Annotated in this window: 12 protein-coding genes; 9 read left to right on the top strand and 3 right to left on the bottom strand. The window is 65.1% G+C overall.

Features of this window, described 5'->3' with window-relative positions; all coding sequences use genetic code 11:
* Window positions 1-80 precede the first annotated feature (80 nt).
* Window positions 81-800, top strand: coding sequence for an aspartate/glutamate racemase family protein (locus ABD742_RS01330; RefSeq protein WP_234753293.1), 720 nt, complete (start codon window positions 81-83; stop codon window positions 798-800).
* Window positions 801-810: 10 nt separating this feature from the next.
* Here the strand turns inward: ABD742_RS01330 and ABD742_RS01325 are convergent, their stop codons facing one another.
* From ABD742_RS01325 to ABD742_RS01315, 3 genes are all read right to left on the bottom strand, one after another.
* Window positions 811-1,233 (bottom strand): aldolase/citrate lyase family protein, encoded by a 423-nt coding sequence (locus ABD742_RS01325; RefSeq protein ID WP_234753292.1) that lies wholly within the window; start codon window positions 1,231-1,233, stop codon window positions 811-813.
* 145 nt (window positions 1,234-1,378) lie between these two features.
* Window positions 1,379-2,725, bottom strand: a complete 1,347-nt coding sequence (locus tag ABD742_RS01320) for a formimidoylglutamate deiminase (protein WP_234753291.1) — start codon at window positions 2,723-2,725, stop codon at window positions 1,379-1,381.
* Complete coding sequence (locus ABD742_RS01315) at window positions 2,722-3,921, bottom strand: allantoate amidohydrolase (RefSeq protein ID WP_234753290.1); 1,200 nt, start codon at window positions 3,919-3,921, stop codon at window positions 2,722-2,724. Before ABD742_RS01315 ends, ABD742_RS01320 begins: the two co-directional genes overlap by 4 nt.
* Window positions 3,922-4,122: 201 nt before the next feature.
* Between ABD742_RS01315 and ABD742_RS01310 the strand changes: the two genes are divergently transcribed.
* The 8 genes from ABD742_RS01310 to ABD742_RS01275 all read left to right on the top strand — a co-directional run bounded on the left by ABD742_RS01310 (window position 4,123) and on the right by ABD742_RS01275 (window position 12,492).
* Window positions 4,123-4,854, top strand: a complete 732-nt coding sequence (locus tag ABD742_RS01310; protein ID WP_372460972.1) for an IclR family transcriptional regulator — start codon at window positions 4,123-4,125, stop codon at window positions 4,852-4,854.
* Entirely contained in the window at window positions 4,851-5,957 is a 1,107-nt protein-coding gene (locus ABD742_RS01305) for an ABC transporter ATP-binding protein (RefSeq protein WP_234753288.1), read from the top strand. Before ABD742_RS01310 ends, ABD742_RS01305 begins: the two co-directional genes overlap by 4 nt.
* A complete protein-coding gene (locus ABD742_RS01300; protein WP_059389395.1) occupies window positions 5,954-6,604 on the top strand; it encodes an ABC transporter permease in 651 nt (216 codons plus the stop codon). Before ABD742_RS01305 ends, ABD742_RS01300 begins: the two co-directional genes overlap by 4 nt.
* Window positions 6,601-7,329, top strand: coding sequence for an ABC transporter permease (locus tag ABD742_RS01295; RefSeq protein ID WP_234753287.1), 729 nt, complete (start codon window positions 6,601-6,603; stop codon window positions 7,327-7,329). Before ABD742_RS01300 ends, ABD742_RS01295 begins: the two co-directional genes overlap by 4 nt.
* A gap of 109 nt (window positions 7,330-7,438) precedes the next feature.
* Entirely contained in the window at window positions 7,439-8,356 is a 918-nt protein-coding gene (locus ABD742_RS01290) for an ABC transporter substrate-binding protein (protein WP_234753286.1), read from the top strand.
* A gap of 45 nt (window positions 8,357-8,401) precedes the next feature.
* Entirely contained in the window at window positions 8,402-10,129 is a 1,728-nt protein-coding gene (locus tag ABD742_RS01285; RefSeq protein WP_344786972.1) for a urocanate hydratase, read from the top strand.
* Between the two features lie 40 nt (window positions 10,130-10,169).
* Window positions 10,170-11,633, top strand: a complete 1,464-nt coding sequence (locus ABD742_RS01280; protein ID WP_234754285.1) for an aromatic amino acid ammonia-lyase — start codon at window positions 10,170-10,172, stop codon at window positions 11,631-11,633.
* 109 nt (window positions 11,634-11,742) lie between these two features.
* The gene (locus ABD742_RS01275) at window positions 11,743-12,492 is read left to right on the top strand and encodes a hypothetical protein (protein WP_234754287.1); all 750 of its coding nucleotides are present in this window, start codon (window positions 11,743-11,745) and stop codon (window positions 12,490-12,492) included.
* The last annotated feature ends 95 nt before the right edge of the window (window positions 12,493-12,587 follow it).

Here is a 12,587-nt window from a genome sequence, read left to right as displayed (position 1 = left end):
GCAGTGCTCGCTGCCCGTTCCGGGTAGTGAACGGGGGACCTAGTGTTGCCAGCACATGTACCCCTACAGGAGGATCTGTCATGCATCTTCGAGTCATAGTCCCCGTCATCGGCGACACCTTTGCCCAGTCGGTCGGGGCTGAGATCACCGCCTGGGTTTCTCACGGGACGACCTTCGACGTCGTCGCCCTGGCCCGCGGTACAGCAAGCATCGAGTCCGAGTACGACGAAGCCCTCGCCGCACCGGGCATCCTCGACCGGATCGACGAGGCAAGCAGCGACGGCGTCGATGCCGTGTTTGTTACCTGCTTCGGCGATCCGGCGGTGCACGCGGCGCGGGAAATTGCGGACTACCCGGTGGTTGGCGGCTTCGAACCGGCAGTCCTCCACGCATTGAGCTTGGGCGAAAGGGTCGGCATCATCACTGTGCTCCCCAACGTCTTGCCGATGCTGCGCAGCCTCACCCGGCGGTACGGCTTGAGCGAGCGGATCGGCTGCATCCGCGTTGTGGACTTGCCGGTGCTCGGTCTGGAGGACCACGAACTGCTCCTGGACCGCCTCCATGCGGAGGCCTCCGAGGCCGTAGCCAAGGGCGAGGCCGATGTCATTGTGCTCGGTTGCACCGGAATGCTTGGGGTGGCTGCTGCACTTCAGCGTCGGCTGGAAGAGAACGGCACGTACGTACCGGTGGTGGATCCCACCGGTGCCGCTGTCAGCTGGCTCGAAAGCAGCGTCCGGCTGGGCGTGCGGCCAAGCCGCACCACATACATGCGTCCGCCGGTGAAGGCCCGCAGCGTCTGAGTCGGTGAGCCTATTCCGGTGCGAGCGAAAGGGCCAGGCACAGCACTTTCCCTTCGGGCTGAAGCAGCGAAGGCGCCGCGATCGCAGATCGTGAAGCCCCGGAACTGCGGACACCCGCTGGCGGAAAGGTGCAGGCATCGGCAATCGCCGCGGCTTGGGCCGCGGACTCGACCATGGGGACGACGACGCCGGCCGCTCCGGCGTCGAGGGCACGGCCGATCTCAGCCGCGCTGTGCCCGGACGTGCGCACCAGAGCAGGCGTACGGTTGAGTTCGCACGCGCGGAGCAACCCCGGAAGTCCGTCCAGGGTGGCAGTGCCGTGTTGCAGGTCGATGCCGATCCAGTCGAATCCACTGCCGGACAAGCCTTCTATGCCGTGCGCATCCAGAAAAGTGAGCCAAGCGCCAAGGCGGTTCGTCAGTTGGCTGGGCATGGTGGCCGCATGGCTGTCACGCCACGCAATCTTTTGGCGGCTTCGGCATCCAAGCGCCCCGGAATTCCGGGGTGGAGCGCCGGCGGCGCCTCCAAAAACTTGCTCGGCGTGACGCCCAGGCGTGGCGCGCCTGAGGAAAAGCGCCTCAGGAAAACTCCTTCAACGCCTCGGTGAGCAGGCTCCCCGGAGAACCCAGCCGAACATGGACGCCGTTCGAAGCCACCAGTTCGCCAGCGATCACGACGGCGGTGACGTCGCTCGCCGTCGCGCTGAACGCGAACTGCTGGGGCATGGAACCGGCGGTCCGCACCGAATCCGGAGCCACGGCCATGAGGTCGCAGATTGCGCCGACTTCCAGCGCCGACGCAATGGGCGTGGCCATGGATGCGGTTGCGCCGATGGTGGCCGCGTGCAGCAGTTCCTGGGGTGAGAACCTGCCCCGCTGGCCGGAGCCGAGGCGTTCTCCGTGTTCCAAGGTGCGCATTTCAACCCAGGGATCGATCACGGCGTGTTGGTCGGTGCCCAACGCGATGGTCGAGCCGGCGTCGGACAGTGCGCGTGCCGGTCCGATCCCGTCGGCGAGATCGGCTTCAGTGCTGGGACACATCACCACCGTGGCTCCCGCATCCCCGAGGAGCTGGATGTCTTCCGGCGTCAGGTGGGTCGCGTGGACGGCGGAGAGCCGCCGGGACACCAGGCCGTGCCGGGCAAGGAGTCCAGCGGGGGTGACGCCATAGGCCTGCAGGCACGCCTCGTTCTCGGCCGGTTGTTCGCTGAGGTGGATGTGGAGCGGGATATCGGCAGGCAGTTGCTGTGCGACGGTCTTGAGCGCCTCCTCGGGCACTCCGCGGACGGAATGCAGTGCGGCCCCCACACCAACCATTTCCGGCGGAAAGCTCCGCACCACCTCGGCCCGCAGTGACGCGAGCCGATCCAACCAGGCTTGGGCATCGGCGTCGCCAAACCGTGCCTGTTCCGGGCTGAGCGGCGTCCCGATGCCTCCCGCGAGGTACAGGGTGTCCAGCAATGTCAGACGAATCCCGGTCGCCATGGCCGCCCTGGCCAACGCCAGTTCCATCGCGTGCGGCTCCGGGTATGGCGTTCCTTCTGGCTGGTGGTGGACGTAGTGGAACTCGGCCACGCTGCTGAAGCCCGAGACCACCATTTCGGTGAAGACTGCCGTGGCGAGCTTCTCGTATTTCTCCGGGGTAAGTTCCGCGGCGCTCCGGTACATTTGCTCCCGCCAGACCCAGAAGTCACCGCGCCCGTCATGCGTCCGTCCGCGCAGGATCCGGTGAAAAGCGTGCGAATGGGCGTTGGCCGCGGCGGGGAAGACGACGCCGTTCAATGTCTGGTCACCGGTTTCGGGCTGGACCGCGGTGGAGATCGCAGAGATGCGGCCCTCGTGCACTTCCAGCCGAACACCGGCGGCTACAACAGCGCTGCCGCCGTCGGCGTTCACCAAGGCGGTCTCACACCAGAACCCGCTCACAGGAGTCCCTCCAGAACGTCCGCGAGGGCAGCGGCGCCGGCCGAGGCGTCCTCGTCGGCCACGTATTCTTCCGGGGAATGCGAGATTCCGCTCGGGTTGCGGACGAAAAGCATCGCCGAGGGGACATGTCCAGCCAAGACTCCGGCGTCGTGCCCGGCGCCGGTTGCCAGCACCGGCGCGCCCGGCAGAAGCTCCCCGATGCGTCGGCTGAGGACGGGATCAAAATGCACGGTATCGCTGTAGGACTCCTCAGTGAGGGTGACGGCGCATCCCTCCCCTGCCGCGATTTCCCGGGCCGCGCTGTAAATCGATTCGATCAGTTGCGCCGTCACGGCGTCGTCGGGATGGCGGGCGTCAAGCCACAGATCGACGCGGGAGGCAATCACGTTGGTGCCGCCGGGAACCGGAGTCAAGCGCCCGACTGTGGCTCTGGCATCCGGTTGCCCCGCCGCAGTGTCGCGGACGGCAACAACGATCTGCGCGGCCGCGACCATCGGATCGGCGCGGTCGGCCATGAGAGTGGTCCCGGCATGGTTGCCTTGGCCGCTGACGCTGAGCTTCCAGCGGCCGTGGCCCAGGATGGAGCTTCCGACGGCGATGGCCGGCCCGCCTTGGCCCAGTCCCTTTCCCTGTTCCACATGCAGTTCGACGAAGTCGCCGATTCGGGCCATGGCTTCCGGATCTGGACCGACGTGCCGGGGATCCAGACCATTGCGCCGGGCGACGTCGGCGAAAGTGTTGCCGTCGACGTCGCGCAGGTTCAGCGCCTTGTCGACGTCGATGGCACCGGTCAGGAGCCGCGAGCCCAAGCAGGCCACGCCAAAGCGGGATCCTTCCTCTTCCGGGAAGACCGTGATGGCCAGGGAACGCCCCGGCTCGAGACCGCGGGAAACGAGGACATCGACGGCGGTGAGTGCGGACGCGACGCCAAGCGGCCCATCAAAGGCCCCTCCTCCCGGGACGGAGTCGAGGTGGCTGCCAGTGACAAGCGCACCGTCCTGGGGCTTTCCCCACCAGGCCCAGATAATGCCGTTGCGGTCGGTTTCGACTCCGAGGCCGCGCTGTTGGGCTTGTTCGATGAACCACTGCCTGAGGTCGAGCTCGGGCGTCGAGTAGACAGCCCTTGAGTATCCTCCGCGCACCGCATCGCGGCCCACGTCCTTGATTGAGCCAAGGAGCTGATTGACGGTTTCCACGTGTTCCTCCGATTAATGAAGACTGCCACCAAGTAAAAACCACATGTCATCCAATGACAAGACCCCGAGTGCAGAACCATGACAATTAACAGTCCTGAAACACGGCCGAAACGGCTTGTTCCCATTGGGCGTCTCAAATCCCGGAATCTCAGGTAATTTCACGAAATCTCTTGCCATTCGATGAAAGTTCATTTTTACTTAGTGGCAAGACATGGTGATCCAGACCACTTGAAAGCAGGTCAGTCAGTGGCAGCAGACTCTTCCACCCGGACGGTCGAAAGGGCGTTGGCCCTCCTGAGCGCGGTCTGTACCGATGGCGCCATCAGCTTGAGTGACGCCGCACGCGTTGTTGACTTGTCGGCCAGCACCGCACTCCGCCTTCTCCGCACGCTGGAGGGCAGCGGCTTCGTGAAGCGGGACCCGAGCGGAAACTTCCGTCCCGGTGCCAGCGTGATCCAGTTGGGAGCACTCGCGCTGGGACAGGAATCCCTCGTATCTCTGTGCGCGCCGCATATGAAGAGGCTGGTGGCCGAAACAGGCGAGTCCTGCTATTTGAGCATTCCTGGTCCTGGGGAAACCGGAATCTACATCGCCATAGTCGAAGGAACCCGCTCTGTCCGGCACACCAGCTGGGTCGGCAGGAGCATTCCGCTGGAAGGATCCGCCGCTGGGAAGGTCCTTACCGGCGGGCAGAACGGCCGCGGCTTCGCCATCGTGCGGAGCGGCGTAGAAGACGACATCACGGCCGTCGCCGCACCCATTGTGATCGGCGGCCGCACCGTGGCAGCCCTCAGCATTGTCGTGCCGAGCTACCGCTTGGACGAGGCGAAGGCCCAGACATTTGGCGAGGAACTGGCGAGGGTGGCGAACAACATCCTCGTGGAACCCTCCGGAAACCATGAAGTGCCCCAGGAAAGCATGGAAAAGAAATGATCAAGTTCGAAAATGTCACCAAGGCGTACCCGGACGGGACGGTCGCCGTCGACGGCCTGAACCTCGAAGCGCCCACCGGCAAGTTGACCATCCTGGTTGGCCCGTCCGGGTGTGGCAAGACCACTTCGCTGAGGATGATCAACCGGCTCATCGAACCCACCAGCGGAACCATCTTCCTTGATGACCAGCCGACGTCGGGCATGGACGCAGCGCTGCTGCGCCGCCGGATCGGCTACGTCATCCAGCACGCAGGCCTCTTCCCACACCGCACCATCGTCGACAACGTGGCAACAATGCCTGTACTTCTCGGCGAGAGCAGGCAGAAGGCCCGCATGAAAGCCCTCGAACTCATGGAGCGCGTCGGACTCCCCGCGAGCTTCGCCAAGCGCTACCCGTGGCAGTTGTCGGGCGGACAGCAGCAGCGCGTGGGCGTGGCCCGGGCCTTGGCTTCGGATCCGGCCTTCATGCTCATGGACGAACCCTTCAGCGCCGTTGACCCGGTAGTCCGCGCGCAGCTCCAGGAGGAATTCCTCCGGCTTCAGCGCGAGATCGGCAAGACGATCATCATGGTCACCCACGACATCGACGAGGCTCTCAAGCTCGGCGACCAGGTTGCCGTGATGCGCGTCGGCGGAAAGCTCGCCCAGATGGCGACGCCGTCGGAGCTGCTGACTTCCCCGGCGGACGAATTCGTGGCCGACTTCGTCGGACGTGACCGTGGCTACCGCTCCCTCGGTTTCACCAACGCGGCCGGCACGGTAGCTGTTGCCGAAGAAGCTGTGGTCGCCCTTGGCGCCTCCGCCGCCGAGGCACAGAGCAAGGCCACAGGAGCCTGGGTGCTGGTGGTCGACGGCGGCCGGAAACCGCTCGGCTGGGCACAAGCCGATCTCATCAAGGGCGAACTCAAGAGGGAGCACCTTAACCTCAGCGGCACCTCCGCATCATCGTCCGGGACCATGCGCCAGTTGCTCGACGCAGCGCTTTCCTCCCCCAGCCGGCGCGGCGTCGTCGTCAATGAACACGGCGAGCTCATCGGCACAGTGACGGCCACCGACGTCGTCAAGGCGATCGAGGCGGAACCGCACTTGGAGACGGCGCGATGAACTTTGAATGGCTGGGCCGCCAGTCCGACAACATCGTCTTCCTCCTCGGCTGGCATGTGCTGCTCGCCGTCACTCCCCTCATCCTGGGTCTGCTGATCGCACTCCCCCTTGGTTGGTGGGCGCACCGCAGCCGCCGGATCTATCCCCTTCTGGTGGGCGTGGCGGGCCTGCTGTACACGGTCCCGTCCCTCGCCCTGTTCGTCTTGTTGCCGCTGGTCCTTGGCACCAAGATCCTGGACCCGCTCAACATCGTGGCAGCACTGACCATCTACACCGTGGCGCTGCTGGTACGCGTGGTGGCTGATGCCCTCGATTCCGTACCGGAAGACACAGTCCAAGCGGCCAAGGCCATGGGCTACCGGGGGTACCAGAGCCTGGTGAAAGTGGAGCTTCCTGTAGGCGTCCCGGTCATCAGCGCAGGGCTCCGCGTCGCGGCGGTCTCCAACGTGAGCCTCGTTTCCGTGGCAGCGTTGCTAGGTATCCCGCAGCTCGGCTCGCTCTTCACCCAAGGCTTCCAGTTGCGGTTCTTCACCCCGATCATCGCCGGCATCATCCTCTGCGTGGTCCTGGCAATGATCCTTGACGGACTGATCATCCTCCTCAACCGGTGGCTGACACCGTGGACCCCCAAGGTGGTGGCATCATGATCAACTATTTGTTCAATCCCGCGCACTGGAGCGGCGCCGACGGCATCCCCACCTTGATCGGGGAGCACCTCCTCTATTCCCTCATCGCCCTCGTCGTCGCGGCCATCATCGCAGTTCCGCTCGGCATCTACATCGGAGTCACAGGCAAGGGTGTCTTCATGATCGCAGGCCTGGCCAACGCCCTCCGCGCCCTCCCCAGCGTGGGCCTGCTGATCCTCCTGGTGATGCTGATCTCGCCGGCTTTCCCGTCCAAGATGGGCTATATCCTGCCGAGCCTCATTGTCCTGGTGCTCCTCGCGGTCCCGCCCATCCTGACCAACACTTATGCCGGCGTCCGCGCGGTGGATGCTGCCGCCGTCGATGCCGCCAAGGGCATGGGCTTCCGCACCATGAAGATCCTCACGGACATCCAGCTCCCTTGCTCGCTCCCCCTCATGCTGTCCGGCGTCCGCAGCGCACTGCTGCAGATCATCTCGACGGCGACCATCGCCGCGTACATTTCGCTCGGCGGCCTTGGACGGCTGCTGATCGACGGCAAGGCCCAGAACGACTACAGCCAGATGGTTGCCGGGGCCGTGCTGGTTGCGCTGTTGGCCCTGTTCTTCGACCAATTGCTCGCCTTCATCACCCGCAGGGTCGTCTCACCCGGACTGACCCGGCGCACAGTCAAGGCGGCCGCCCCGGCCGCTGCGGCTGACACCGTGAACACCCCTGTCACGGTCTAAGCGACTCTCCCGTTTCATCCGGCGCCGGGCGTCCTGCCCGGCACCCGCAAAACCAACCCCCATTTGGCCACCGCATGCCCTGCGACGGCCCTCCCCAGAGAGAATTGACATGAAAAAGTACCTGAGCGGTTTCGCCCTGGCGGCAGCCACCGCCATCGCCCTGAGCGCTTGTGGCGGCGGGGATCCCATGAGTTCCTCCAACAACAACTCCCAGGCCGCAGTATCCACGGACAGCATCGTCGTCGGCTCCGCGGACTTCCCGGAAAGCCAACTCATTGCCAAGATCTACGCCGAGGCCCTCAAGGCCAAGGGCGTCAAGGTCACCGAAAAGCCCAGCATCGGCAGCCGCGAAGTCACCATCCCCGCGCTGAAGGACGGTTCCATCGACCTCATGCCCGAATACAGCGGATCACTCCTCCAATACCTGGACCCCGCCACGAAGGCCTCGTCACCGGACGACGTGACAAAGGAACTGAGCACCAAAATCCCGTCAGGGCTAACCCAGCTGACGGCTTCCAAGGCACAGGACAACGACGTCCTGACCGTAAAGAAGGAAATCGCCGACAAGTACAACCTGAAGTCCATCAGCGACCTCCAGCCGGTTGCCAAGGATCTCGTCCTCGGCGGCCCCCCGGAGTGGAAGACCCGCGTCAACGGTGTTGCCGGACTGAAGTCCGTTTACAACCTTGACTTCAAGGAATTCTCAGCGCTCGACGCCGGCGGTCCGCTCACGCTGAACGCTCTCCTTTCCGGCCAGGTACAGGCAGCTGACCTCTTCAGCACGGACCCGGCTATTGCCGAGAACCATCTGGTCCCCCTCGAGGACAACAAGAATCTGTTCACCGCCCAGAATGTCTTTCCCATCATCAACCAGAAGAAGGCCAGCGACACCGTCAAGAGCGTGCTGGACAAGGTGTCCGCCGCGTTGACCACCGATGATCTGATCCAGATGAACGGCAGGACCGCCAAGTTCGAGGACATGGGACAAATCGCCCAGGACTGGCTCAAGTCCAAGAACCTGGTCTAGTTCGAGCAAGAAGCAACTAGTCCAAAAGACTAAGGAGTACGAAGAATGGCACCCGCCGATTTCACTACCGGAGCCCGTCCTGTCCGGGCCGCCCGCGGCACCGAGCTGACCGCCAAGAGCTGGCAGACCGAAGCGCCGTTGCGCATGTTGATGAACAACCTGGACCCGGAGGTCGCCGAGCGCCCGGATGACCTGGTCGTGTACGGCGGCACGGGCCGGGCCGCCCGGTCCTGGGCCGCGTTCGACGCGATCACCCGGACCCTGGAGACCCTGGAGAAGGACGAAACCCTGCTGGTCCAGTCGGGCAAGCCCGTCGGGGTGTTCCGCACGAACGAATGGGCGCCGCGGGTGTTGCTGGCGAACTCGAACCTGGTGGGTGACTGGGCGACGTGGCCCGAGTTCCGCCGCCTCGAGGCCGAGGGCCTGATGATGTACGGGCAGATGACCGCCGGGTCCTGGATCTACATCGGCACCCAGGGCATCCTGCAGGGCACCTACGAGACCTTCGCCGCGGTCGGGAACAAACTCCGGGCCGAAGGCCGCCTGGCAGCCGCCGCGGAAGGCTCCACGGAGGGACCGTTGGCCGGGACGCTGACCCTGACCGGCGGGTGCGGGGGCATGGGCGGGGCGCAGCCTTTGGCCGTGACCCTGAACGACGGGGCCTGCCTGATCGTGGACGTGGACGAGTCCCGGCTGCGCCGCCGCGTCGGCAAACGCTACCTGGACGAGGTCGAAACCGACCTGGACGCCGCGATCGCCAAGGTCCAGGCCGCCAAGGACGAGCGCCGCGGCTGGTCCGTCGGCTATGTCGGCAACGCCGCCGAGGTCTTCCCGGAACTGCTGGCCCGCCACCGGGCCGGGGAAATCAGCATCGACGTCGTGACCGACCAGACCTCCGCGCACGACCCGTTGTCCTACCTGCCCGAGGGCATCACCGTGGCCGAGTGGCACACCGAGGCCGAAGCCGACCCGGAAGGGTTCACGAAGAAGGCCCAGGCCTCCATGGCCAAGCACGTCCAGGCCATGGTCGAGTTCCAGGACGCCGGCGCCGAGGTCTTCGACTACGGCAACTCCATCCGCGACGAAGCCCGCAAGGGCGGCTATGACCGGGCCTTCGAGTTCCCCGGCTTCGTCCCGGCCTACATCCGGCCCCTGTTCTGCGAGGGCCTGGGCCCGTTCCGCTGGGTCGCGCTTTCCGGTGACCCCGAAGACATCGCCGTGACCGACAAGGCCATCAAGGAACTCTTCCCGGAGAACACCCACCTGCACAAATGGCTCGACGCGGCACAGGAACGGGTCGAATTCGAAGGCCTCCCGGCGAGGATCTGCTGGCTGGGCTACGGCGAACGCGCCAAGGCCGGGCTGCTCTTCAACCAGCTCGTGGCCGAAGGCAAGGTCAAGGCCCCCATCGTGATCGGCCGGGACCACCTGGACTCCGGCTCCGTGGCCTCCCCCTACCGGGAAACCGAGTCCATGAAGGACGGCTCCGACGCGATCGCCGACTGGCCCCTGCTGAACGCCCTGACCGCCGCCTCCTCCGGCGCCACCTGGGTCTCCATCCACCACGGCGGCGGCGTGGGCATCGGCCGCTCCATCCACACCGGCCAGGTCTCCGTCGCCGACGGCACCGAGCTCGCCGCCCGGAAACTCGAACGCCTCCTCACCAACGACCCCGGCATGGGCGTCATCCGCCACGCCGACGCCGGCTACGACCGCGCCATCGAAGTCGCCCACGAACGCGGCGTCCGCATCCCCATGGAAGAAACCCGCTAACCAGACCCGACAACCACCCATCTGAGAAAGAATCACTCCCATGATCGAAATTGACGGACGCCGGCTTGAGCTCGGCGACATCGTAGCGGTAGCAGGAGGCCGCCATAAAGTGACGCTGGCGCCGTCGGCCGTTGAACGCATGACGGCGTCCCAGCGCTCCGCCCGCGCGACGGCACAGGCACGGCCGGTTTATGGTCGGTCCACAGGCGTAGGCGCTAACCGCTCCGTGACCCTCAACCAAGCGGACACTGAGGTCGACACCCACGGTCTCAACTTGTTGCGGAGCCATGCCGTCGATGCCGGACGGGCCCTTGACCGCGAGACCGTCCGGGCGATGCTGACCATCAGGCTCTCCCAACTCGCAGCCGGCGCATCCGGGATCAACCCGGCTGTAGCCGACGCCGTTTCGGAGATGCTCAACGCCGATACCCTGCCGGAAGTACGGGAATTCGGCGGTATAGGAACCGCAGATCTTCCCGCCCTGGCGGGAACGGCTCTCACCCTCCTCGGTGAGCGGCCCACCATGGACGGCAAGAAAGTGCCGGTGCCATTGGAGACTTGGGCGACCGAGGATGCGCTGCCCTTCATCAGCTCCAGCGCGCTTACCATCGCCCAGGCCGTCCTGGCGCATCAGAGGCTAGCGACCCTGCTGGAGAACCTCACGACGGTCAGCGCACTGACATTCGCTGCCATGTCAGGAAACTCCGAAGCGTTCGCCCCGGAAGTCGCAAAGGCGGCAGAATCGGACGCACTGGCAGATGTGGCTACAACCCTTCAGGGACTGGTATCAGGGCATGGCAAGCCCGCACGTATTCAGGACCCGTATTCTCTGCGCATGCTTCCACACGCACTAGGCGCTGTAGTGGAAGAACTCGACGCGCTGAAGCTCGTCTTGGAGCGTCTGGTGGTTGCAGGCCACGAGAACCCCATGGTCTTCGGCTCCGTGGAAGATGGCAGCAACGGTGTGGCGCACCACGGCCTCTTCCAGATGTCCACTCTCGCCCGGCGGATTGACGGGTTGCAGTTGGCACTTGGCGCAGCATGCACCAACGCGCTTGGAAGGATCAGCCGGTTATGCGATCCCGCGTACACGGGCCTCCACAGGTTCCTTGCGGTCGACGACTCCGGCCAGTCCGGCGTCATGATGCTGGAATATGTGGCGGCCGCAGCGGTGGGCCATATTCGAGCCAACGCTCAGCCGGTGAGCCTACAAACGGTGGTCCTGTCCTTGGGCGCTGAAGAAGATGCAAGTTTCGCGAGTGTGTCCACCTCCCGGCTGGATTCCACCGTCCGGGCGCTTGCAACGGTTGTTGGTGTTGAATTCCTTTGCGCGTCACGGGCACTGAGGCTGCAAGGCCGGACACCCGGAGAATTCGCGAGTCCGCGGTTCCGAAAAGCCTTCAACGCCGGTCTATCGTTGCCCGCCGACGTCCAGGACCGGGATCTCCGCCCCGATGTCGACGCCGCGTCCCATCTGGCGATCCTTCCGGAGTTCGGGCGCTAAGCATGCTTAGCTATGGACTGCCGCCCCGGACGGGCGTACGTTAGTTTCCAAACACCGCACTGGGGAGGTGGAGTGTTTGGCTGGGTATCTGGGGTGCCGTGGCGTTTCTTTGGTTCGGCCCGTTCTTCTCGCCGTTTTCGGCGCATTGGCGTGGTTGCTGTGGCTGGCCGGTCCTTCGCAGGCCACAGACCTTCTGCCGACGATTCCGGCTGTCCCGACACCTTCGGTTTCACTGCCACCGGTTCCCCTCACCGATCCCGTAGGGCCGATCGTCGACCACGTCCCGTCCGTGGTTCCAAGCCCCGGTCCGTTGGCCACAGTTCCTAAGACCGTTGTCAATCAGCTAACGGAGCAGGTCTTGACGCCAGTGGTTGGAGTCGTCGACGCTGTGCCGCCCGTGGTCGAGAACACGATCGGGGAACTCCCGCCATTGCCCGAGCCGCCTTCCGTGCCGGCATTGCCGCCGGTGCCCGGAGTACTGCCGCCTCACGGACCAAGCGTTCCAGCTATCCCCGTCGATCCCTTGCGCGCCGGATCCGTCGCTGCGCTGACCGCGCCCACCATACTTGCCAGCACGAGCCCTCGTACACTTGTTGTCCTGCCCCCGGAAATGCTGGCGACGGCGGAAATGTCGCCAGTTCCGGGTGGCGCTCCGCCCGCCAGACAGGTCCCTCCGGCGGCGCCCTCACAAGAGTCTGGATCGACGTCGGAGTCGCAGGGTGGCTCGGCCGCCTACGGCGCTGCAGATCTGCCGGAACAACGTGCGCTGGCACCGCCACCCCGCCATGGCCCGATCCCCGATCGCCGGCAAAGCCCCTCAGCCGAACCTGCATTCGATCCTGGTTCCTCTCCCGACTGATCAGGCCGCCCCTGCCCTTTTGGCAGGCACGACCAATTGCGCCGCATCGCGCAGAACACCGTCTTAGTCAGGAGAAGACCATGCAGGACCATAAC

Source organism: Arthrobacter ramosus (assembly GCF_039535095.1).
Taxonomy (GTDB): Bacteria; Actinomycetota; Actinomycetes; order Actinomycetales; family Micrococcaceae; genus Arthrobacter; species Arthrobacter ramosus.
Note: the sequence above shows the minus strand (reverse complement) of the source record. Positions and strands in the feature narration are given on the sequence as shown.

Coding starts and splice junctions, on each gene's coding strand:
- ABD742_RS01330 (WP_234753293.1), top strand. CDS start 81: ATGCATCTTCGAGTCATAGTCCCCGTCATCGGCGACACCTTTGCCCAG.
- ABD742_RS01325 (WP_234753292.1), bottom strand. CDS start 1,233: ATGCCCAGCCAACTGACGAACCGCCTTGGCGCTTGGCTCACTTTTCTG.
- ABD742_RS01305 (WP_234753288.1), top strand. CDS start 4,851: ATGATCAAGTTCGAAAATGTCACCAAGGCGTACCCGGACGGGACGGTC.
- ABD742_RS01300 (WP_059389395.1), top strand. CDS start 5,954: ATGAACTTTGAATGGCTGGGCCGCCAGTCCGACAACATCGTCTTCCTC.
- ABD742_RS01295 (WP_234753287.1), top strand. CDS start 6,601: ATGATCAACTATTTGTTCAATCCCGCGCACTGGAGCGGCGCCGACGGC.
- ABD742_RS01290 (WP_234753286.1), top strand. CDS start 7,439: ATGAAAAAGTACCTGAGCGGTTTCGCCCTGGCGGCAGCCACCGCCATC.
- ABD742_RS01285 (WP_344786972.1), top strand. CDS start 8,402: ATGGCACCCGCCGATTTCACTACCGGAGCCCGTCCTGTCCGGGCCGCC.
- ABD742_RS01280 (WP_234754285.1), top strand. CDS start 10,170: ATGATCGAAATTGACGGACGCCGGCTTGAGCTCGGCGACATCGTAGCG.